Origin of the sequence: Ruminococcus sp. 1001136sp1_2201st1_G3_2201SCRN_220225, assembly GCF_040924365.1 — a bacterium.
Classification (GTDB): Bacteria; Bacillota; Clostridia; order Lachnospirales; family Lachnospiraceae; genus Blautia_A; species Blautia_A faecis.
Map to the genome: position 1 here is coordinate 1 of NZ_JBCOME010000061.1, position 23,651 is coordinate 23,651.

Sequence of the window (23,651 nt, forward strand, 5' to 3'; positions counted from 1 at the left end):
CATGGCCAGTTGGTCAAGGGGTTAAGACGTCGCCCTCTCACGGCGAAAACACGAGTTCGATTCTCGTACTGGCTGCTAGGAACTTCCGAAGTGATTCGGAAGTTTTTTTGTTTACCAGATTTTATGAAAGTTTTTTTGTATATTGTTGCATTTTTCTATAGTTTAAACAAGAAACCAACTCCATTCACTCTTATGGAAAAACAAGTTCCCATAAATATTGTTAAATTCTTTTTTTTCAAAAAGGTGCCGCAGCGCGACTGCTATATCAGTCTGCCCTGCGGCACCCTTGATCCGGCTTTACAAGTATAAAGTCAGGATTTTAGTTTTTACTGGAAATCTTCGGAAGCGAAGTCGTCTGCATCTGCCTCAATGCTTTCTCCAGCATTTTCTGTGAAATCACCGGAACCAGCTGTAAATCCGTCAGCCTCTGGTGTGCTTTCGCCCTCTTCTACGAAACTCTCGTCACCAAATGCGGTTCCTTCGGTATCTGCTACTACTGCTTCATCAGTGAATCCGTCAGATTCTGGTAAAGAGAGCATATCCACGTCATCCCCTGCAAAAATCACTTTGAACGTAAACGTATAAACACCGTTCTCATTCTCAAATTGTCTTATTCTGCAATAATAAGTTTCACCAGCCAGCAGATATGCATCTTCAACGAAACCGTCACTAGAATAATCAACTCTTATTCCATTCTTGTACAGTTCAATATATACATCACTATAATCAGAAGTTATATTTTTAATATTGTACCAACCTGTTTTCTCCGGTACAAACGTATAATCCGCATATTCGCCTTCCTCCAGAGATACTTCATACTCAGTGTCACACTCAATTGCAGAAGCTTCTAACATTGTGTATTTAACCGAATATGTAACAGTAATATTATATTTGCTGTTTGTTACTACAATTTCTTTTACAACGCCCTGTTCATCCTTGTTAATCTGTACAGATTTATTTTCGTCATCATTTGTTACAGACAAGTCTGTCAACGTTGCTTCCGTTCCTGTTACACTAATAATATTGTTAATATTACTTACAGAATATGAAACAATACCTTTTCCAGAAATTCTGTCCGGACGTACAAGTTTAAAGTCTCTTTCATATTCAACATAATATTTAAAAGTTTTTTCTCCGGATGTTAATGTAATTACTACATCACATTCATGACTTCCATCATCCTCGCTAATTGTATATTCAATACCCTCAGCTGTATTTACTGTAAATTCTGGCAAGGACTCTGAAACTCCATAAATTGCCATCCATCCACTGGTATCATAGGTTTCAATATCAACCCGCGTAATCATACTACCTACAATATCATCTTCATTGAGGCTGAATATTTCTCTTAAATCCATTTCATAAAAGATTTTCCAAACTCTAGAGATACCATATTTAGCATTAGTAGCCGTAACCATTTTTACATAATCTTGACCAGATACATCTGCTACTTGAACATCTGCCTTTTCTCCATTTTCGTTTGCAAAAGTTATTTCCAGATTTCCAATATTTTCACCTTTGCCGCGGATTAGGATTCCATCACAGTCTTCTTCATCATTATACACTTTCTCATAGTCAGCGTACTCACCGTCTATTATAACATTTTCCACATTTGAAACACTGTCAATGGCATCTATAATATCATTCAGCTTCTGAATCATTGCCTTAATGTCATCTATATTATCTGAAGTACTATTCACACTCTTTGCTTCAGAAAGGAGGATATCAAGGTCAGCCTTAAATGCATTATCTACAAGAGCCGCTTTCTGTTTTGATACTTCGCTGATTTTTCTGTCCAATTCTGCTTTCAAAACATCAGTCTCAGACATACCAACAGTATCGCTTCCACCATTTGGCCAGTAACCAACTGTATTAATACCGGTTACCCTGCCAGTAACAGAATCATAATCGCACACATGCCACAGATTTCCAGCCTGACCAGTCGGTACACTAAATGTATTCAGAAGGGTACTTCCTCTGTAAACTGTGACAATTGCACCAGACTTGTTAGACATGTTGGTGCTTTCTTCATCAGACTGATCTGTAAAATCATAAATATAGAAACTATAAGTTCCTGCCGTCTGTTTGTAAATTGTGGTTGTCTCTGGTCCTTCCCAATCTGTATCATCTACATCCAGATCTGCATAGGTCACATAATTCTCCTGTGTGTCTGTATCTCCATATGTCTTATCCGAATAATAGGTATGGAATTTACCATTTCCGCTTGCTTTTGGACCAACCAGATGAGAATCAAGGTCAGAAGGTGCGTCAGACTCCTCATCGCCCCATCTCAGAACGAAACGAATCTGGTCATCATTGATAATCCTCGTTACAGAGAAGGTCTTGGTTACTGTCTGTCCGCTTACTACTGTTACACTGAACGGCGCAGCAACAATTTCAGACTTTGCATCTGCTGATACTACCTGAATGGTGTACGTTCCGATCGGAAGCTCTTCTATTGTGCATTTTCCATTTTCAGACGCATCTACTGCAATCTCTTTTAATACTTTTCCAGAAACATTGTTTGCTCCTTCACGAATTTCAAGGGCAACTGCATAATCAATAACGCTTCCTGTTGCAGCATCTACAAATGTAAGATCCACGCTGCCTGTCTCATCTTCGCCGCCAGCTACAAGGCTGATTGGCTCACAGCTGAATGAGTTTTCATTTGCACTTGTGATCTCTACAGTCTGTAATGCAGTGCGGTATCCGTCTGCAACAACTACCAGATAATAATTTCCCCATTCTGCTTCAAACGCATAACTTCCGTCTTCAGCTGTATCTGCCACTTTATTTTCTGCAGTCAGATACTGGGAAACATTTCCTGCATTGATTCCTGCAACATAGTTTAACAGATATACAGAAGCACCGGAAAATGCAGTGTTATCCCCTGCATTTTTTACGTTACCGGTTACAGAAACCTTATTAACTGCCACATTTTCATCTTTCTCTGCCACTACTGTATCCAGAATTTTACCTGAATCAGAATCTTTTACCTGAACTTTTCCAAGACCTTTTACATCTGGAATATTAGCTACGTCAGATACAGCAGCTGTTGTGCTTTCTGCACCTGCGTTCAGTGTCAGTTCTACCTTACTCTCTGCTTTCAGATTCAGGTTCTGACTGGTGGAAATGGTACTTCCCCCTGCTGAAGCCGTACTGGTAACAGGAATTGCCGTTGCAGTAATTTTGCCGGATACATTTACATCTGCCTTTGTGGACAGGGTAAGTTCGGATACAGTTCCGTTATTTACCAGATCAAGCTTTGGTGCTTCGGACTCACCTTTGTTTACTTCGATGTTTGCGCTTGCGCCTTCATCAATTGCCACACGTCCGGTTGCTGCCTGGAATATAATGTTATTGCCAGTTGCTTTCTCAATAAAGGTATTGGATGCAATTGCTTTGATTACAATTTCTTTGAAATTACCATTGTTGACAACTTCGCCGTTTGGTGCATTTACTACAAGTGTTAAATCAGACTTGTCTTCCTTTGGAATTTCGAAGCTGCTTGCTCCACTCTGCTCAATTACTACTTCTTTCAGATCCGGATTAGAAGAAGCGAGTGCTGCATTCAGTTCAGCCTGAGTGGAAACCACCTGCTGAGTAATTGGAGTAGGGGTTGGAGTTGCAGTTGGTGCCGGGGTTGCAGTCGGCACTGGAGTCGCGGTTGGTGCCGGAGTTGCAGTTGGCACCGGAGTTGCGGTTGGTGCCGGAGTCGCAGTTGGCACTGGAGTTGCGGTTGGTGCCGGGGTTGCAGTTGGGGCTACGTTGACAGTTACTGTGCATTTGTAGCTTTTTCCATTCGCACCCTTAAATGTAACGGTACATTTTCCTGTCTTTTTACCTGTGATCACACCTTTTTTGGTAACAGTCGCAACTTTCTTATTACTGCTGGATACAGATTTGATCTTTGTTCCATGCAGCTTTACAGTTGCTTTTGAGCCAACTGTTACATTCAGCTTTTTCTGGCTCAGAGCCGGTGCTTTTACCGTAATCTTACAGGTGTAGGTCTTCTTTCCTACTTTGGCTTTGATCGTAGCCTTACCTTTTTTCACTGCGGTAACTTTACCTTTGCTTACTTTTGCTACTTTTGCATTTGAGCTGGACCATTTTGCTTTTTTACTGGTTCCTGTAACCTTGAGTGTAACTTTTTGGCCTGGATACAGGGTTGCTTTTGCCTTATTCATTTTTACGGCTGCTGCCTGGACCGAAAGGCTCATAGTCAACACCATAACAACCATAAGCAAAAGTGTAGAAAGCTTTTTCCACATTTTCTTACTCATAATGCTCCTCCTTCGTTAAAATATTTTTCCGGTTTACCGTGATAAACTGGACTAATTTAATAATAAAATATTCTTTCTTCTATTTCAAGTACATTTTGGTTAAATTTTGCAAACAAACGAAGGAAGCCTCCGTATTATAATCTCACATCACAATACAGCGGCTTTCCTTATTTTTCCTAATTCACTTCAACTTCTTATTCTTCCACATCCTCCGCCGGTTCTGCCGGGATGAAGACTCTGGAATTTTCATGTTTTTCTTTTTTCTTTAACGCTTCTGCTTTCTCAGTGGCCTCCCTGCAGAATTCCATCTGGGAATTGATCAGAAGCTTGCCTCTCTTGTCCTGCTTCTCGTAAGTTCCATCAGGCTGAAGAATATGGGCTTTTACATTATCACGGAACTCCAGATCCAGAACATGCTTGATCTCATTCTTGATCTGCTCGTCCTCGACCGGGAAAACAATCTCCACACGGCGGTCCAGATTACGAGGCATCCAGTCCGCACTTCCCATATAAATCTCGTCACTGCCATTATTGTGGAAATAGAAAATACGGCTGTGCTCCAGGAAGTTTCCTACAATGGAACGTACATGGATATTCTCGCTCACACCCGGGATTCCCACTCTCAGACAGCAGATACCTCGGATCAGCAGGTAAATCTGCACGCCACAGGAAGATGCATGATAAAGAGCTGCAATGATCTTCGGATCACAAAGAGAGTTCATCTTCGCTACGATCATAGCCGGCATTCCTTTCTTCGCGTGCTCTGCCTCTCTCTCGATCAGCTTCAGGAAACGATCCTTCATCCAGATTGGTGCCACGATCAGACGATTCCAGTTCTTCGGCTCAGAATATCCGGAAAGCATGTTAAACACTGCAGTTGCATCCTCGCCGAAGCGCTCATCACAGGTAAAAATGCCGCAGTCCGTATAAAGCTTTGCAGTAGAGTCGTTATAGTTACCAGTTGCCAGATGGACATAACGGCGGATTCCGGTGTCCTCACGGCGAACCACCAAAGTAATCTTACTGTGTGTTTTCAGGCCAACCAGACCATAAATAACATGACAGCCTGCTTTTTCCAGCATTTTTGCCCACACAATATTGTGTTCCTCATCAAAACGTGCCTTCAGCTCTACCAGAACCGAAACCTGTTTGCCATTCTCCGCTGCCTGGGCAAGTGCTGCAATGATCGGGGAATTTCCACTGACACGGTACAACGTCTGCTTAATCGCAAGTACATCCGGATCCTTTGCCGCCTGGCGTACAAAATTTACAACCGGGTCAAAGCTCATGTATGGATGGTGTAAGAACACATCACCCTCACGGATCACCTGGAAAATATCCTTACTGGTATCTGCAAATGCAGGCACTACAGCAGGGGTATATTTCGGCTCTTTGTACTGATCAAAGCCATCCTGTCCATAAACCTTCATCAGCATGGTAAGATCCAGTGGTCCGTTAATATAGAAAATATCCTCTTCTTTAATGTCAAATTCCTTTTTCAGAATGCCAAGAAGTCTGGAGTCCGTTTTATCCTCCACTTCCAGGCGGATCACCTCACCCCACTGGCGCTTCTTCAGCTGCTTCTGGATTTCCACCAGAAGATCCTCCGCCCCATCCTCATCTATGGAAAGATCCGCATTTCTCATAATACGGTAAGGATGTGCACAAACCACATCATATCCAAGGAAAAGCTTGTCAATATTGCGCTCGATAATCTCCTCCAGAAGGATCACAGTAGTGTCCTCTTTATTCCCGGATGGAATGACAACCACACGCGGCAGTACAGACGGCACCTGGACAGTGGCAAATACCAGTACATCCTTGCCCTTTTTCTTATCCTTCTTGGAAATCAAGGCGCCAATATTCAATGTCTTATTTCGAATCAACGGGAAAGGTCTGGAAGAATCCATTGCCATAGGAGTAAGAACCGGATAAACATTATCCTCGAAATAACGGTCCACATACTCCTGCTGTTCTTCGTTTAATTTCTCATGCTCCATCACCAGGTGAAGTCCTACCTTCTCCAGCGCCGGAAGAAGGGAACGGTTCAGAGTGCTGTACTGGGAACGGACGAGTTCATGTGTCTGGACACTGATCTCCTTCAGCTGCTCTTTTGGTCCCATTCCTGCAATATCTGTTTTCTCATAGCCGGCATGAACCTGGTCCTTCAGAGAAGCCACACGAACCATGTAAAACTCATCCAGATTGGAAGATACAATGCTGGTAAATTTCAGTCTTTCAAACAATGGCAGACTTTTATCTCTTGCTTCTGAAAGAACACGGTCGTCAAACTTCAGCCAGCTCAACTCCCTGTTCACAAAATACTCCGGTTTTTCAAAATTTTTCAGATCCATTGTGCCCCTCCTCACACTTTTCTCTTACGTCTGAATACCAGACGGATACCAAATACCTCTTCAAAAAATTCAACTTTATCCATAAGAAGTCCAAGTTCCAGGGAGATATCCTGCTCAGAATCAACTGTAAGAAGCAGAGTTCTGTCCTTCAGCATAGCCTTCATATTCTTTACCTTCTGATAATGGCTGCGATCCATGGCATTTGCAATACGAAGGATTGCAGTCAGCTTGGCGATCAAAAGATATACGGAACGATCCATTCCGACTTCTCCTGCGATCTCGCTGTAATAAACAAATTCTGTGGTATTGTAGCGCACCGCATTTGCAATGATCTGACGTTCTTCTGTGGAAAGTCCGATGATCTCCGTAGCCATAATGATCTGATAGGAGCACTCTGCCACATCTCCCATACTGATATATTTGCCACAGTCATGAAGCTGCACTGCGATCTGAAGAAGCAGACGCTCTCTGTCTCCCATTCCGTGAACTTTCTTCATGCTGTCAAAAATCGCCAGGGCAAGGTCGGTAGTACCCTTAATATGATCCTTTCCAGTAGAATAACGTTTGGCAATGTTTCTGGCTGCCACCAGAATATCATTTTCAAAATTATGTGCGCTCTTAATAAAATTCTTCTTTTCCCCGAAATCATAGGCAATGCCATCAAGAAGAGATACACCTGGCATCCAAAGCGCTTCTGCATTGAAAAGATCCATAAAATCTTTACAGATAACCATAGTTGGCACGATCAAAGCGGCATACTCCGGATCAATATCCATTTCCTCTGACAGTGAAGTCTCGGTCTTATAAACCGTATTCTCATACCGCTTCTCGAATTCAGCCCGTGTAATAATGTTATCCTGTCTCTCCTCACGGAAAATAGTCTCAGTAAGAAAATCCCCCATAAGGATCAAATTCTTTATCTCGCGGTCTTTCAGATAAAGACGCTTAAACCCGGTCAGGTCATTACGGATAAACTCCTCCACCAGCTGTGCATAATTCGTATTGGTTTTCTCCAGCTCCTTCAGACGTTGGCGGATACGCACGCTTCCCATTTTCAGGCTCTGGGTGGTTACAAGCGCATCTTTGTCAAACAGGGAAATCTGCAGGTTTCCACCGCCCACATCCAGAATAGCGGTTCCTTTCTGGATCATTTTCTTAAAGCCATTCTCAATGGCCGCAATAGATTTATAGCCCAGAAAATGCTGCTCGGCATTGCTTAAAACCTCCACATGAATTCCGGTTCTTCTGAAAATCTGTTCAATGATAATCAGCGGATTCTTCATCTCACGGAAAACACTTGTGGTACAGGCGCGGTAGTCTTTCACACCGTACTCTGCCATGATCCTCTTAAAGTCGTTAAGTACTTCACAAATAGTATCTACCTTATCCACTTCCATGGTTCCGCCGGAATATACCCCTACTCCAAGATTCAGACGATACCGGATATCGTCCACAGTCCGGAAACCACCCTTTTTGGAAAATTCAAAAATTTTCATGGTGATCTCATAAGAACTGATATCAATTGCCGCAAATGTGGTCACTGCCATACGTTTTTCCCTCCTGCCAAGGATTATTTCATTCCAGACATAAATTTCAGATAATCTCTGGTAATCTTTTACTGTTCCTCACTTGTTCCCAGAACATGATCAATAAACTGCTGCGCCGTTCTTCCAGTGAGACCGCCGTGAGAAAGCTCCCAGGCGTTTGCCTTCGTCAGAAGCTCCTCTGCAGGCATTGTAACACCATAGCGCTCTGCAAGTGTAGTAACAATATTCTGGAATTCCTTCTTGTTGGGTGCACCGAAATAAATCCGCACGCCAAAACGGTAAACCAGGGAGAGCTTCTCCTGCACAGTATCGGAGGAATGCAGATCTTCATCGTCTGCCACCTCCAGCTTATCCCCGGATTTCTCCCGAACAAGATGACGTCTGTTGCTGGTTGCATAGATCAGGATGTTGTCCGGCTTTTTCTCAAGACCGCCCTCGATCACTGCTTTCAGATATTTATATTCGATTTCAAATTCCTCAAAGGAAAGATCATCCATATAAAGAATAAATTTGTAATTACGGTTTTTGATCTGTGCGATCACATCATTCAGATCCTGAAACTGGTGCTTGTACACCTCGATAATGCGAAGTCCTTCGTCATAATAACGGTTCAGGATACCTTTGATGCTGGAAGATTTGCCAGTTCCTGCATCACCAAAAAGCAGGCAGTTATTGGCCTTTCTTCCTCTTACAAAAGCCTCCGTGTTCTCGATCAGCTTCTGCTTGGGGATTTCATATCCAACCAGATCATCCAGATTCACATGGGCGATTCTGGTAATCGGTGCGATCACCGGCTTGCCATCCTTGCCATGCTCAATACGAAATGCCTTGTTCAATCCCAGCTTACCTACGCCGAAATCTTTGTAGAACTGCACCATATCTGCCATAAACTCTTCCACTGTAGAAGCCTCTGCCAGTGTTTTGCTCATATCACAGATTCTGTCGCAGATACGCTGGTTGTATACCTTGCTGTTGCATCCTGTATTCACATAATTACAGAGAAAATCAGCACAGTCTGTTCCAAACGCACTGTCAAAAACAGCAAGATCAAAGTCATAAAGTTCTTTGAAAATTCCAAAATCATGAAGAGCCAGATGGTTAATGCTTCCCTCCACTGCCCCTCTGATCTCGGAAGCGGTACTGAATGCATTCTCGTGATTGACCAGAAGCTGCGTCAGATAAGTGTGCCACAGATTCCCGGAAAACCCATACATTCCTGCCATTTCCACCAGGCTTCCTGCCATATGGAAAAATTCCTCTTTACGATTCTCAAAGCCTTCTTCACCAGCCTCATAGTTGTTCATCAGTGATGTCATTATGTCCAGTACCTCACCGTTGTCGAAATTGCGGTAAAGGATACATTCTTCTGTTCTTGCCATTTTTGTTTCCTCTCAATTCCATGACGCATTTACGTGTCTCTTCTCCTTTTTGCCGTCCGCACAATTCATAACAGCACACTTTCGGATATACAAGCTCACGCACTCGCACCGTTTTTCATTCTACTTTTCTTATATTAAAAACAGATAAAATCTTCTTAAATTCTTTGGTTAATTTTAACAATAAATGAAATTGCCGCCACTCTCTGCCTTCGCAGCTATAATCTTAATAATTGCCCAGAATTTTCAAATAGCTAGTCTCTGCTTCCATGCCCCGCAATGCATTCTTTACCGCGCTGTCCCGCAGATTTCCCTCGAAGTCCACGAAGAAACGGTATTCCCAGGTTTTTCCCGGAATAGGCCGGGACTCGATCTTGGTCATATTCAGACCATTATAGATCATATGGGAAAGTACATTGTAAAGAGTTCCGCTTGCATGACGTGCCTCGAAGCATACACTGATCCTGGAGCTGTTATTCTCATAAACCGGTTTCTTTGCCAGAATAATAAATCTGGTCACATTGCTGTCATTTTTGCAGATATTCTCTGCCAGAACCTTCAGATTGTAAATCTCTCCGGCAGCCCTGCTGGCAATCGCTGCGTGAGTCTTATCCTGATCTGCGCTGACCTTTTTGGCCGCTGCGGCGGTGTTGGTTACTGCTGTGGTTTTCCAATCTCTATGCTCTTCCAGATATTCCTTACACTGGGCGAGCCCCTGAGGATGGGAATATACCCCGGCAATATCGGAAAGCTCAGCCTCCTGCAGGCCAAGCAGCACATGCTCAACCTTCAGGATCTGCTCTCCCACGATAAACAGATTATATTCTGTCAAAAGGTCATAAATATCTGTCACAATCCCAGCTGTGGAATTTTCAATAGGAAGGACTGCGTAATCTGCTCTTCCTGCTGCAACTTCTTCCATGGCATCCCGGAACAGCTTCACATGATAGCTCTTAATGTCTTCCTGAAAGTAGGCGCGCATGGCTCCATAGCTGTAGGCGCCCTCTACCCCCTGGAAAACAACAGTCACATTATTTCTGGGAAGCTGCTCCACCATTTGGAAGTCTTCCTTTTCTTTCGGACCATATTCGGTGAGAAGCTGATACTGACGCTTTCTGCTGATGGCCATGATCTGCTGAAAAAGCTCCTGGGCTCCAAGTTCGTTGAACTCACCGTGCGCTTTTTTCCTGATCTCTTCCAGTTTGGCATGCTCTCTCTCCGGATCCAGCACTTTCTTTCCGGTATGGATCTTATACTCTGCAACCTCTTCGCAGACCTTCATCCGCTTCTCAAAAAGTTCCACCATCTGATTGTCAATTTCATCTATTTTTCGTCTGCATTCCTGCAAATCTGTCATATTGTTTTCTCTCCAGTTTTTGTATTTAATCATGCAAATTCAGCTGCTGCACACTTCAATTTCCACAATGTACTGCCATTACTGTTCACTCCGTGACCAGTAACACGCTGCCATTTCAGTACCTGACACTTATCCGACATATTCTTCCACCGCATCTGTAAGCGCTCCAATAAAGGAAAGTGAACCAAATGCCAGAATCACACTGTTCTCGTCATCTCCTGCACAGGAAAACGCCTTTTCTACAGCATCTTTTATGCTCTTTGTACTTTCGGCACTGGAATTATATACCCTTGCCGCCTTCGCCAGTTCCTCTGCCGGCAGTGCACGGGGATTATCCGGTGTCTCTATGGTATAGATTTTTTCCGCAAAATGAGCTGTTTTTTCAAGGACAATCTTATATTCCTTGTCTGCAAAAACACCCATAATGTAGATCAGTTTTTTTCCATTAAAATAGTGTCGGATAGATTCTGCCATCTTGTCGGCTGCTCCGGCATTGTGGGCGCCGTCTACAATAAAAAGAGGCTTTTTATTGATAACCGTAAATCTTCCCTTCCAGCTTGTGTGGAGAAGACCGTCCTTCCGCTGTTCCATGGTAGTAGTCCAGCCAAGTCTGTCCAGTTCTTCAAGGGCGTTTAATGCCAGCACTGCATTTTCTTTCTGGTAAACACCGGCAAGGGAAATTGCAAATTCCTCTCCTTTATAAGAAAAGGTCTGACCGAATACGCTCTCTTTTTCCAAAACAGCCTCATCAGGGTCAGATACCACACAGGGTACATGAAGCTTGTTGCAGGTATCTGCAATCACCTGTGCCGCTTCCGGCTTCTGCTTTGTGGTCACAACCCGGCAGCCAGGTTTGATAATTCCAGCCTTCTTCTCTGCGATTTCTCCAAGGGTATTTCCAAGAAATGACATATGATCCATGCTGATGGAAACCAGCACAGCCAGTTTGGTATTCTTCACAATATTGGTGGCATCCAGATTGCCGCCCATTCCGGTCTCCAGAAGGACCAGATCACAATTTTCTTCCTTAAAATACAAAAACGCTGCTGCAGTCTCAATCTCAAAAGGGGTAGGATGATTCATGCCAACCGCTGTCATCTGGTCAATTGACCTGGAAATTTCTGTCACATACTTTGCAAAATCTTCCTGTGAGATCTTCTCGCCGGCAATCTCAAGACGTTCTCTGTAAGAATAAAGAGTTGGGGATATGTATCTGCCCACTTTATAGCCTACCCGGGTAAGGGTGGTGTATAAATAAGCAATCACGGAACCCTTTCCATTGGTTCCGGCTACGTGGACATAAGGAACTGCATCCTGAGGATTTCCAAGCCTGTCCAGCATTTCACGCATATTATCAAGTCCCAGCACGGAACCGTATTTCGCCGAATCATCGATATATGCACGGCATTCCTGATAGTTCATAATAAAAGCTCCTCGTTTATCAAATATCTTTTTCTCTCCATTATAACCTTGCAGCATAAATTTAGCAAGAATGGGAATGTTATTTTTATCATTTTACCCAAGGAGACCAAGCATATGAAAAAATACCCTTTTCTCTTCTGTGGTTTTACCGGCTTGTGTCTGGAGATTCTCTGGACCGGGCTCCATTCCCTGCTCCGGGGAGATGCGTCCATGAAAGGGACTACCTCTCTTCTTATGTTTCCCATTTATGGCTGTGCATCCCTGATTCTGCCTGTATACAAAAAGCTGAAAAGCCTTCCGGCACTTCTGCGAGGCTCCCTTTATACTGCCGGATTTTACCTGGCAGAATTTACCAGCGGTTCTATCCTGCAGGCTTTTCACATGTGCCCCTGGGACTATTCCGGAGTGCCCCATCAGTACAAAGGAGTCATCCGTCTGGACTATCTCCCGGTCTGGTTTCTCACTGGATTGTTTTTCGAAAAAATACTTACAAAATCTTCTTGAAAAATCATTCCAAGTAGTATATGATAGGTCGAAGAGATTTTGCGTTACCACTCACAGAAGAACCTTTTTGAAAGAGTTTTCGTGAACCGTAACACTCTACCCCAAAACCACACACTCATAACGGAGGTATATCATGAGACACTTAATGAGTCCGCTGGACCTTAGTGTTCCGGAGCTTGAGAAGCTTCTGGATCTTGCCAGCGATATTGAGAAAAACCCCAAAAAATACGCACATACCTGTGACGATAAACGACTTGCCACACTTTTCTATGAGCCAAGTACCCGCACCCGTCTCAGTTTTGAAGCTGCTATGATGAACCTTGGCGGTAAGGTTCTTGGTTTCTCATCTGCAGATTCCAGTTCCGCAGCGAAGGGGGAAACTGTTGCCGATACCATTCGTGTTGTTTCCTGCTATGCAGATATCTGTGCTATGCGTCATCCCAAAGAAGGTGCTCCGCTGGTAGCTTCTATGGTTTCTAATATTCCTGTTATCAATGCCGGTGACGGTGGTCATCAGCATCCAACCCAGACTCTTACAGACTTACTTACCATCCGTTCCTTAAAGGGGCGTCTTGACAACATTACCATCGGTCTGTGCGGAGATCTGAAATTCGGACGTACCGTTCACTCTCTGATCGAGGCGCTGGTTCGTTACAACAATGTTAAATTTGTACTGATCTCTCCGGAAGAGCTTCGTATTCCCAGCTATATCCGTGAAGACGTACTGAAAAAGAACAACATCGAGTTCCTAGAAGTAGAACGTCTGGAGGATGCTATTCCGGAGCTTGATATTCTTTACATGACACGTGTTCAGAAGGAGCGTTTCTTCAACGAGGAAGACTATGTTCGTATGAAAGATTTCTACATACTGGACAAGCAGAAACTTTCCCTTGCAAAGGATGACATGTACATTCTTCATCCGCTTCCACGTGTTAACGAAATTTCTGTTGAAGTGGACAGCGATCCGAGAGCTGCATACTTTAAACAGGCCCAGTACGGTGTATATGTTCGTATGGCCCTGATTCTTACATTATTGGAGGTGGAACTGCCATGTTAAATGTTGGAGCACTTCGTGAAGGTTTCGTATTAGACCATATCAAGGCCGGCAAGGCTATGACTATTTATCATGACCTGAAGCTTGACAAGCTTGACTGTACTGTTGCGATCATCAAGAACGCAAAGAGCAATAAGATGGGCAAAAAGGACATCATCAAGGTTGAGTGCCCGATTGAAGATCTGGATCTGGATATCCTTGGTTTCATTGATCACAATATCACCGTAAATATTATTAAGGATGAGAAGATCGTTGAGAAAAAAGACCTTCGTCTTCCGAAGCAGGTTGTAAACGTGATCAGATGTAAGAATCCCCGCTGTATCACTTCCATCGAGCAGGGACTGGATCAGGTGTTTGTTCTGGCAGATGAGGAGAATGAGGTTTACAGATGTAAATATTGTGAGGAGAAATACTCCGGTCACAGAAATAAATAATTCGTCTCTGCAAATCATTGTTTTTATAACAATATTGATATTTTATTGTGGAAGCTGAATACAGCTTCCACTTTTTTTGTAACAGAAATTTCCGGTAAAATTTCCTGTCCATCTGGTCGCATCCTCGCGGAGCGTTTTTTGCTTTATCGGAACATTACGGAGTAATTTCCAATAAAGCAAAAACCTGGGAAAATCCAGCAGAACTGAACCTTCTCAGGTTAAATATCATATTATATGTATCATACAATTTGATTCTTAAATACGCAAGCAGACCGATAAGCCGGGTTATGTCGTTGAGTGATCATCTGTCTAGGCCTTCCGTTGCCGAAAGGCTCAAGCGACCTACCTGAAAGCACGACGGGCCGCCGTATCGCTTTCTGCTCGGTCTTGCTTCGAATGGAGTTTACATGTGCCCGGCCTGTTACCAGGACGGCGGTAGTCTCTTACACTGCCTTTCCACCCTTACCATGGCAAGCCATGGCGGTTTATTTCTGTTGCACTGGTCTGGGAGTCGCCTCCACCGGACGTTATCCGGCATCCTGCCCTGTGAAGCCCGGACTTTCCTCGTCTGAACCCTTTCGTCTGTCCAGCCGCGATCACCTGGCCTGCTTGCGCAAGTGCTATTTTAACATTATTGTGGTAAGATGTAAAGCACTATTTCTCATTTCTCCCTGTCGTATAACCTGTTAAGATTACGGTAAACGGAGTAAGCAGTAACCCGGTAAATAATTACTGGGGTAAGTCTTTATACCCTTCAAGTACCTTCTCATATGCAGCATAGGCTTCTGACAGAGAGTTATACACTTTACCATCCCCTGCTTTAATAACGCGTTCATACCCCCATTTATTAAAAAGGTGATCGGAGATTGCCACATATGTTACATTTCCTTTTTTTCTCTCTGCCGTTAGAGATTTCGAGACGTAATATTTTCCATCTCCTCTTTGAATCAATATTGGTATTTTCTTACCAACTCCCACCTTATTGGTATCAAATGAAGTCCAGAACAAATATCTTTCAGATGCTTTGTCTGAATTTCCATTTCCCAGAAACGCCCATGTACCATTCTTCAATAGGCTTTGTTCGCCCAATACTTTTTCAATTTTCGGGACAAAAGTTGAAAACTCCGCTGCTTTCGAATCAATTTCAAAATCATTGTTTGAGCTTATTTTCTCATCCTTCAGACAGCCACTCTTCTCTAATACATCAAAGAAATCCTCACTCATGTCATAGCTATTTGACGCAGAAGTCCCATCCCCGCTCCACACAAATTTGGTTCCCGTTTTCTGGTCAAACGAAACCTTACAGGTTCCACCTGCTCCTGGTTTTCCAATCCAGTTATCCGTATCGCCTTCTTTTACCGAATGGCTGATCCCCCCAATTGTAATTACATCCGCTGACTGCCAGTCATACTGTTTCTGTTTCAGATTGACAATAACCTCTTTATTATAGATTCCCATGTTTGCCTCAGTCAGCACTTCTGCATAAGCAGCGCGTACATTTGCAAGGTCTGCTGCTTCCCTGCTTTTTTCCAACTGACTTCCGAAAATAGGTATTGCAACAGCCACCAGTACCGCAATAATTGCAACCACGATCAAAAGCTCTGCCAATGTAAAGCCTTTGCGATTTATTTTCATAAAATACTCCTCAACTTCTTACAAGCACATCTGCTTCATCAGGTGTTAAAACAGCTTCCCCCTATAAATTCTCTTAACAGGGAATTATTAGGCACTTCCTCGCTTGGCACAGCTACAAAATAATCAAAAAATTTCAGCAGCCTGTTTGCCTCCAGATATTCCGGCTCCTCTTTGGAAATTCCGAAGAGAAGAGGCTCTGCGTATACCTTCAGACATGCCAGTTCATAGATCAGTGCCGAGTTAAACATAACATCCGCTTCTTCCTGGTATGGAAAAATATTCTTCTCTTCCCCTCTTCTTACAGATGGCCACCTTGCAATGGTATCCTTGGCAGAGGTTCCTCTGGTTCTTGCATCCCGGACGATTCTGCGGATCAGCCTTCCGTCTGTGGTAGGAATCCGGTTGTGTTCATCAATGTTCAGCTGGGTGAGGGCACTGATATAGATTTTGAACTTGCTCTCCTTCGGAAGCGCATAGCTTAATTTGTCGTTCAGACCATGAATTCCCTCAATAACAAGGATGTCTTCCTTCCCCAGCTGGAGAAAATCGCCTTTATATTCTCTCTGCCCGGTCTTGAAGTTAAACACCGGAAGTTCTACTCTCTCTCCATTAAGAAGTGCCAGCATATCTTTGTTGAACTGCTCCACATCAATGGCTTCCAGACACTCATAATCCTTTTCCCCGAATTCATCCAGCGGGGTATGCTCTCTGTTTACAAAATAATTGTCAACAGCAATGGGATGTGGCTTCATTCCATGTGCCGCCAGCTGAATAGACAGCCTGTGGGAAAAGGTAGTCTTGCCGGAGGAGGACGGACCAGCGATCATGACGAACTTCTTGTTTCCAGCCTCCACGATCTGCTCTGCAATTCTGGCAATTCCAGACTCCTGGATGGCCTCCTGCATAAGAAGGATCTTCTGTATCCCCTGGGAAACGATCTGGTCATTCAGCTCACCTACTGTGGAGATTTCCAGCTTTCTGCCCCACTCTTCAGAATCCTTCTGCACCTGGAAGATTTTCTCCTGGGGCTGGAATTCCGGAAGCACATCCGGAGTCTTAGCCTCCGGCAGAATCAGCACAAAGCCTTCATCATACAGCTTCAGGTCAAAATATGGCACATAGCCGGTATCGTAAGCCATTGCCCCATAATAATAGTCCTCAAAATTCTCTATGCTGTAAATATTCACCCTGGAAACCCTGCGATAGCGGAACAGCTTCTCTTTATCATACATTCTGTGATGATGAAAAAGTGCAATCGCTTCATCCGTTCCTACACTTCGTTTCTTCACCGGGATTTTCTGCTCCACCAGCTCTGTCATCCGCTTCTTTACCTGGTCAAGAAATGCCTGATCCAGCTTCTGTTCTCCTTCCATGGTAAAGTAAAAACCGCTTCCTACAGAATAATGAAGCACCACTTTATCTACTTTTTCTTTGCCTGCAAGATCGTAAATTGCCTTTAAAAGCACCAGACATGCAGTTCGCTTATAGGTTTTATTTCCAATGCTGTCTTTTGTGGTGACCAGCCGGACTTCACCGTCCCGTTCTGCTTTTTTATGAAGCTCACAGATCTTGCCCCCTGCAATTACAAGAATAACAGGGGCCGGGCTGGTCTTTTCGTACGCTTTTACAACTTCTTTATAGGTAATTCCCATGGGAAACTCTCTGGTTTCCCCATTGATTGTAAGTTTCACTGCATGATCCATAAAATCTCCTTTTCTGATCCGAAAGACCAATTAGGCTAAACATAAATCACATTTACCAAAACCAAACAACATTATTCTGACAACTCATTTTATCTCCGGGCGGACATCATCTCGCCCATCCACAACAAGTCTCCCCTTTATAATATAGTATACGGGCTTCTCACCTTTGCGCAGCTGACTGTAAGCTCCGGAAACGCTTTTGCCAGTCTTTCCTTCATATCTTCCATAAAAATATATTCCGTACCGTAATGACCTGCGTCAATGATTGCAAGCCCCTGGGCTACGGTGTCAATTCCGGTATGGTGGTCAATATCACCTGTCACATATACATCCGCCCCGGCTGCAAGCACATCCTGGATCATGCTTTTACCAGAGCCGGTACATACGGCAGCCGTTTTCACAGTCTGTTCCAGATTTCCGTACACTTTCACATCTGAAAGCTTCAGGTTCTTTTTCACAAGAAGGGCGTACTCCTTTAAAGTCATCTCACAAGGCAGATTTCCCACGCGTCCAAAGCCAATGGGCTCTCCGTCTTTTTCCCCGGTGGCACAAAGTACCTTCGTATCTGACAGTTCCAGATATCCGGCACTTAAATCTGCCATTCCCAGAATATCATAGTTGGTGTGCATTGCATAATAAGATATTCCATGGCGCACCAGACTGATAATCTTCCGTCCTGTAAAGCTGTGATTATTGATCTTCTTAATACCGGAAAAGATCATAGGATGATGGGTAACGATCATGTCAGCGCCAGCCCGGATAGCCTCGTCTAACACTGTTTCGGTAAGATCAAGGGCAAGAAAGACATGTTTTACCTCACTCTCGTCATCTCCTGTAAGAAGTCCCACATTATCCCAGTCTTCTGCAACTGCTGCAGGAAAATTTCCTCCCAGCCAGTCTGTCAGTTCTTTAACCTTCATATTCTTCCAGCGCAGCAGCGATCAGCTGCGCCTCCTCCTTTACTTCCAAAATGCGGGCAGTAACTGCCTCTGCCTTCGGTGCCGCTTCCAATTGTTCCAGAATCTGGGAGCGGATCCGGGATTCCCGCTGAAGATAACGGTAAAGCACCTGGTTCTTTTCCTGAAGAAGATATTTGCCAAAGGCTTCCTCCAAGGTGTAAGCAGCTGGATTTTCCGGCATTTCTGCCCCTTCATCAGCATGCAGGTTCTCAGAAAAAGCGGCTTTCACAGACGTATTTTTTGTGAAAGAATCCACGTTAAGTTTCAAACTGCTGTGAACATTTTCCCCAGGCACCACCCGCATCATGGGATAAAATTTTCCATCCTCTTCCACCATTTTCTCTTCTGTGATCTCCCAGCCTTCGGACTGGATAAATCTGCGAAAATGGGGAATGTCGGACTGTGGCTGTAAAATCAGCTCAGAGAAAGAATTTCTCACAGACCTGCCATCTGTGAGAATCCTTTCCATAAGGGGACCGCCCATACCTGCGATCACAAGGGTGTCACCCTCTCCGGCTTTCAAGCCTTCAAGTCCGTCTGAGAGCCGGGTCTGTATGTATTCCTCCAGTCCATACTGCCGGATATGTTCCTGTGCCCTGGAAAGTGGCCCTTTTCGCACATCCATTGCAATGGCGGATGGAATTTTTTTCTGCTGTATCAGGTATACCGGCAGATATCCATGATCGCATCCCACATCTACCAGCCGGTTTCCTTCTGTCACCAGGTCTGCGATTGCAGACAGTCGTAAGGATAACTGCATAGTCCTCTCCTTAATCCAGATAATCCTTCAGCTTGCGGCTGCGGCTTGGGTGACGGAGCTTACGAAGAGCCTTTGCCTCAATCTGACGGATACGCTCTCTGGTAACATTAAACTCCTTGCCAACTTCCTCAAGTGTTCTTGCACGTCCATCATCAAGCCCGAAACGAAGGCGAAGAACCTTCTGTTCTCTCTCAGTAAGAGTGCCAAGAACTTCTACCAGCTGTTCCTTCAAAAGAGTAAATGCTGCAGCATCAGCCGGAACCGGAACATTGTCATCCTGGATGAAATCTCCAAGATGGCTGTCCTCCTCTTCACCAATAGGGGTCTCCAGAGAAACCGGCTCCTGGGAAATCTTCAGGATCTCACGCACGCGGTCAACCGGCATGTCCATCTCTTCCGCGATTTCCTCCGGAGTAGGTTCACGTCCAAGCTCCTGGAGTAACTGTCTGGAAACGCGGATCAGCTTGTTGATCGTCTCAACCATATGAACCGGAATACGAATGGTACGCGCCTGGTCTGCAATGGCTCTTGTGATAGCCTGACGGATCCACCAGGTAGCATAGGTACTGAACTTGTAACCCTTTCGGTAATCAAATTTTTCGACAGCCTTGATAAGACCAAGGTTACCTTCCTGAATCAGATCCAGAAAAAGCATTCCACGTCCTACATAACGTTTTGCAATGCTGACAACAAGACGAAGGTTGGCTTCTGCCAGACGCTTCTTGGCATTTTCGTCGCCCTGTTCCATTTTCTTTGCAAGCTCGATTTCTTCTTCTGCTGAAAGAAGCGGAACTTTACCGATTTCTTTCAGATACATACGAACCGGATCCTCAATGCTCACACCTTCCGGAACAGAAAGATCGATCTTGTCCAGCTCTACTTCTTCCTCATCGTCCAGCATAAGGTCATCTGCACTGTTCTCTGTGATACGCAGCACATCTACCCCACTTGCCTCAAGGAAATCGAAGATCTTGTCCATCTGTTCCGCATCCAGTGGCTGGTCTTTGAAATAATCACTGATTTCCTGATATTCCAGTACGTTTTTCTTCTTTTTTGCAAGCTCCAGAAGTCCCACCAGTTTCTCACTGAATTTGCCCATATTCATTTCCATAGGTACTCTAACCTCCATATAGTGTTAATATTTTATCCTTATTCAAAAGAAATATGCAATTGCTGCCTTTTTCTTCCAAGCTCCTCCAGATCCTTCTTGGCCTTTACAAGCTCCTGTAAAGCCCCCATATCTGCAGGATCCCAGTTTTTATTTTTCTCCGCCAGACTCTCCTGCTTAATGCGGATCAAAGCATCGGAAAATGCTCTCTGCTGTTCCTCCTTTGTCTCAAGGTGGATCGTGGCATTAAAGAGAGAGGCCACCTCTTTCTGCTCTTCACTGTCTGTAAAAGCATTCAGAAGTCTGGCCGGATTCACATCTCCCTCTTCGTGCTGCTTCCAGAGCATTTCTGCCACCTCTTTATAAAGAGGAACTACAAAATCTGAAGGGGAAAGATATTTCTCCACAGTATCAAAAATTGCCGGATAGGTAACCAGCCAGGTAAGCATCAGCTTCTGGGATTTATCTGCCGCGCTCTCCTTTTTTCTCATTGGAGAGCCGCCGGATTTTGGCTGGATACGCTTCTCTGCAGGCGTACCCTTCAGAGCAAGGGTGTTTACACGCTTCCGAAGGTCTTCCACACTGATTCCATATCTGCGGTATTCTTTTACAATTGCTTCAATATACAGATTCCGCTCCAGTTCATCAGAAAGTTCCAGAAGATACTGGGCACACCGCTCAAAAAACCGGTTCTGTCCCTGTGGCTCATCCATAGGAAAATCACCGGAAGCAATACTTATCCGGAACATAAAGCTGTCCGTAGCTGCCTCCAGCCTTTTCTCAAAAGCCTCTGCGCCTTCTGCTTTGATAAATTCATCAGGATCCTTGTGAGGCCGTAAATTCACCACTCTGGAATTCACGCCGGCTTCCCGTAGAATGGGAATGGCTCGCAAGGCGGCTTTTACACCAGCTTCATCACTATCGTAAAGAAGAAGCACTTCCTGTGTATACCTCTTCACCAGACTGGCATGTCCGGATGTAAGCGCCGTTCCCAGAGAAGCCACTGCATTGGTAAATCCTGCCTGGTGCATGGAGATTACATCCATGTAGCCCTCGCACAGGATCAGGTAATTTTTCCTGGTGGTTCTGGCTATATTCAATCCGTACAGATTACGGCTCTTGTCAAAAATACGGGTCTCTGGCGAATTCAGGTACTTGGGCTTGCCGTCTCCCATCACTCGCCCGCCAAATCCAATCACCCTGTTATTGACATCCATGATTGGAAAAATAACACGATTCCAGAATTTGTCATACATGCCCTGGCGTTCATCCACATTGAAAAGGCCGGATTCCCGAAGAAGTTCATCACTGTAATTCTGGGATTTCAGATATTTATACAGGTCATCACTGTACTTGTCTGAATACCCCAGACCAAATTTCCTGATCGTCTCTTCGCTGAGACCTCTGCCTGTAAGATAATCGTGGGCATTTTTTCCACCTTCACGGCGCAGCTGGTAATAAAAATACTGAGCCGCTTTCTTATTGATCTCAAGCAAGGCTGCACGCTTCTCCGCTTTCGCCCTTGCCTCCTTGGAATATTCGATCTTGGGAAGTTCCACACCGGCACGCTCTGCCAGATGGGAAAGTGCTTCTCCAAATGAATAATTCTCATATTGCATTACAAAATTGTATACATTTCCTCCAGCTCCGCAGCCGAAGCAGTAATACATCTGCTTGGACGGCGTTACGGAAAAGGAAGGGGTCTTCTCATTATGAAAAGGACACAGACCAAAATAGGAGCTTCCTCTTCTGGTCAGTCTTACATACTGGGATATCACGTCTACAATATCATTTTTCATTCGCACTTCTTCAATGATATCGTCGGAATAGCGCATGCTTATCCTCCTTTGATTTGATATGCCGCATATCCAAGAAAATGCGACATCTTTCGCGTAAATAAATATTATATCTCATTGCAAGAGTTTTGTCCACGTTCTAATAAACCTCCCAGGCTCTTGGTATGAAAATCTCCTTGAATTTCTTCATGGAATACTGATCCGTCATTCCTGACAGCCAGTCACATACCGCCCGGTCTTTGGGAACTCCCTTTTTCTCAATAAGAGCAACGTACTCCCTGGACATTGCTTCCGGGTGATCTATGTAATAGGCGTATAATTCTGTCAGCATTTTGATTGCCTTGGATTCCTCACGCTTCGCAATGGGATTCAGATATACTTTCTGGAACATCTCTGATCGAAGATCCATGAGTGCCTGCTCTACAGGAGCAGACATCTGAATGGAAGGCTGGTCAATGCTGTGCTCAATCACATCATGTACAAAGGTATTCAGCCTTTCTCTTGTGGTCTGTCCAAGAAACTCCCTGAGACTGGCAGAAATATCATTCTCTGTAATGATCCCAGCTCTCTGGGCATCGTCCATATCATGATGAACATAGGCAATCTTATCCGAAAAGCGGACTACCTGTCCCTCCAAAGTGGACGGATGACCGCTGGTACGGTGATTCAGGATTCCGTCTCTTGTCTCCCAGGTAAGATTCAGTCCGTCACCGTTCTTCTCCAGTACTTCCACCACGCGGACGCTCTGACGGTAGTGGGCAAAGCCCTCAGGATGAACGGTATTAAGTGCGGTCTCTCCTGAATGTCCGAAAGGCGTATGACCAAGGTCGTGTCCCAGTGCAATCGCCTCCACAAGATCCTCATTCAGGCGAAGTGCCTTGGCTATAGTACGTGCGATCTGGGATACCTCCAGAGTGTGCGTCAGCCGGTTCCTGTAATGATCTCCTTCCGGAGCCAGAAAAACCTGAGTCTTATCCTTCATCCTGCGAAAAGCTTTGCTATGCAGGATCCTGTCCCGGTCTCTCTGGTAAACCGTCCGGACGTCACACTCTTCTTCCTCCCGGTCTCTTCCTCTGGAACGTCCACTGTATGCGGCATAAGGACTCAGCAGTTCCAGTTCTCTTTCTTCCATGCTCTCTCTGATATTCATATATCTTCTATCCTCCAAAGACTGACAGGTAAGCCGATAATCTTCCTCCTATTAATTATATTCTACACAAAATTTCAAATTCCTCTTTTTTTCAAAAAAAACTTGAAAATTTTTAATTTTTTTCAAAAAATGTGTGTCAAGCGTTTTTGAAAATGTCCTAAAATAATTGAAGTATTAGCCCCGGCTTTTTGCTGGGGCTTGTTATATTG

The 23,651-nt window shown here is 44.4% G+C and carries 16 protein-coding genes, 1 tRNA gene and 1 other RNA gene; 4 read left to right on the top strand and 14 right to left on the bottom strand.

The features are described 5' to 3' along the window. Nucleotides 1-3: 3 nt before the first annotated feature. Nucleotides 4-75 (top strand) — tRNA-Glu (locus AB5642_RS16565). A gap of 251 nt (nt 76-326) precedes the next feature. On the opposite strand, the gene AB5642_RS16570 is transcribed toward AB5642_RS16565, so the two are convergent. The 6 genes from AB5642_RS16570 to AB5642_RS16595 all read right to left on the bottom strand — a co-directional run bounded on the left by AB5642_RS16570 (nt 327) and on the right by AB5642_RS16595 (nt 12,339). Then, on the bottom strand, nt 327-4,283 hold the full coding sequence (locus tag AB5642_RS16570) for an Ig-like domain-containing protein (RefSeq protein WP_173735387.1): 3,957 nt from the start codon (nt 4,281-4,283) through the stop codon (nt 327-329). A gap of 194 nt (nt 4,284-4,477) precedes the next feature. Then, entirely contained in the window at nt 4,478-6,637 is a 2,160-nt protein-coding gene (locus AB5642_RS16575) for an RNA degradosome polyphosphate kinase (protein WP_148462370.1), read from the bottom strand. A gap of 11 nt (nt 6,638-6,648) precedes the next feature. After that, on the bottom strand, nt 6,649-8,184 hold the full coding sequence (locus tag AB5642_RS16580) for an HD domain-containing protein (RefSeq protein WP_148462372.1): 1,536 nt from the start codon (nt 8,182-8,184) through the stop codon (nt 6,649-6,651). A 68-nt stretch (nt 8,185-8,252) separates the two neighbouring features. Further along, the gene (locus tag AB5642_RS16585) at nt 8,253-9,563 is read right to left on the bottom strand and encodes an ATP-binding protein (protein ID WP_173718763.1); all 1,311 of its coding nucleotides are present in this window, start codon (nt 9,561-9,563) and stop codon (nt 8,253-8,255) included. Between the two features lie 223 nt (nt 9,564-9,786). Beyond that, nucleotides 9,787-10,917: a prephenate dehydratase gene (gene pheA / locus AB5642_RS16590; RefSeq protein ID WP_148462375.1), complete on the bottom strand. Its 1,131-nt coding sequence runs from the start codon at nt 10,915-10,917 to the stop codon at nt 9,787-9,789. A 129-nt stretch (nt 10,918-11,046) separates the two neighbouring features. Then, nucleotides 11,047-12,339, bottom strand: coding sequence for a folylpolyglutamate synthase/dihydrofolate synthase family protein (locus tag AB5642_RS16595; protein WP_148462378.1), 1,293 nt, complete (start codon nt 12,337-12,339; stop codon nt 11,047-11,049). 114 nt (nt 12,340-12,453) lie between these two features. Here AB5642_RS16595 and AB5642_RS16600 point away from each other — a divergent pair, with 114 nt between their 5' ends. The 3 genes from AB5642_RS16600 (at nt 12,454) to AB5642_RS16610 (ending at nt 14,331) form a co-directional block, all read left to right on the top strand. Continuing rightward, complete coding sequence (locus AB5642_RS16600; RefSeq protein ID WP_148462379.1) at nt 12,454-12,843, top strand: hypothetical protein; 390 nt, start codon at nt 12,454-12,456, stop codon at nt 12,841-12,843. A gap of 133 nt (nt 12,844-12,976) precedes the next feature. Beyond that, complete coding sequence (pyrB, locus tag AB5642_RS16605; RefSeq protein ID WP_148462381.1) at nt 12,977-13,900, top strand: aspartate carbamoyltransferase; 924 nt, start codon at nt 12,977-12,979, stop codon at nt 13,898-13,900. After that, entirely contained in the window at nt 13,894-14,331 is a 438-nt protein-coding gene (locus tag AB5642_RS16610; RefSeq protein WP_118578704.1) for an aspartate carbamoyltransferase regulatory subunit, read from the top strand. Before pyrB ends, AB5642_RS16610 begins: the two co-directional genes overlap by 7 nt. 260 nt (nt 14,332-14,591) lie before the next feature. Here AB5642_RS16610 and rnpB read toward each other — a convergent pair. From rnpB to AB5642_RS16650, 8 genes are all read right to left on the bottom strand, one after another. Continuing rightward, nucleotides 14,592-14,943, bottom strand: an RNA gene (rnpB, locus tag AB5642_RS16615) — RNase P RNA component class A. A gap of 117 nt (nt 14,944-15,060) precedes the next feature. Next, the gene (locus AB5642_RS16620) at nt 15,061-15,966 is read right to left on the bottom strand and encodes a type IV pilin protein (RefSeq protein ID WP_148462383.1); all 906 of its coding nucleotides are present in this window, start codon (nt 15,964-15,966) and stop codon (nt 15,061-15,063) included. Nucleotides 15,967-16,004: 38 nt separating this feature from the next. Next, entirely contained in the window at nt 16,005-17,669 is a 1,665-nt protein-coding gene (locus AB5642_RS16625; protein WP_148462385.1) for a nucleoside kinase, read from the bottom strand. A 137-nt stretch (nt 17,670-17,806) separates the two neighbouring features. Continuing rightward, a complete protein-coding gene (locus AB5642_RS16630; protein ID WP_173718764.1) occupies nt 17,807-18,589 on the bottom strand; it encodes a Nif3-like dinuclear metal center hexameric protein in 783 nt (260 codons plus the stop codon). Continuing rightward, nucleotides 18,579-19,388 carry a class I SAM-dependent methyltransferase gene (locus tag AB5642_RS16635; protein ID WP_148462388.1) on the bottom strand — a complete coding sequence of 270 codons (810 nt, stop codon included), beginning with the start codon at nt 19,386-19,388 and terminating at the stop codon, nt 18,579-18,581. Before AB5642_RS16635 ends, AB5642_RS16630 begins: the two co-directional genes overlap by 11 nt. A 10-nt stretch (nt 19,389-19,398) precedes the next feature. After that, nucleotides 19,399-20,499 carry an RNA polymerase sigma factor RpoD gene (gene rpoD, locus AB5642_RS16640; RefSeq protein WP_368371765.1) on the bottom strand — a complete coding sequence of 367 codons (1,101 nt, stop codon included), beginning with the start codon at nt 20,497-20,499 and terminating at the stop codon, nt 19,399-19,401. Nucleotides 20,500-20,537: 38 nt separating this feature from the next. Continuing rightward, nucleotides 20,538-22,331, bottom strand: coding sequence for a DNA primase (gene dnaG, locus AB5642_RS16645; RefSeq protein ID WP_148462390.1), 1,794 nt, complete (start codon nt 22,329-22,331; stop codon nt 20,538-20,540). 100 nt (nt 22,332-22,431) lie between these two features. Further along, nucleotides 22,432-23,442: a deoxyguanosinetriphosphate triphosphohydrolase gene (locus tag AB5642_RS16650; protein WP_148462392.1), complete on the bottom strand. Its 1,011-nt coding sequence runs from the start codon at nt 23,440-23,442 to the stop codon at nt 22,432-22,434. Between the last annotated feature and the right edge of the window lie 209 nt (nt 23,443-23,651).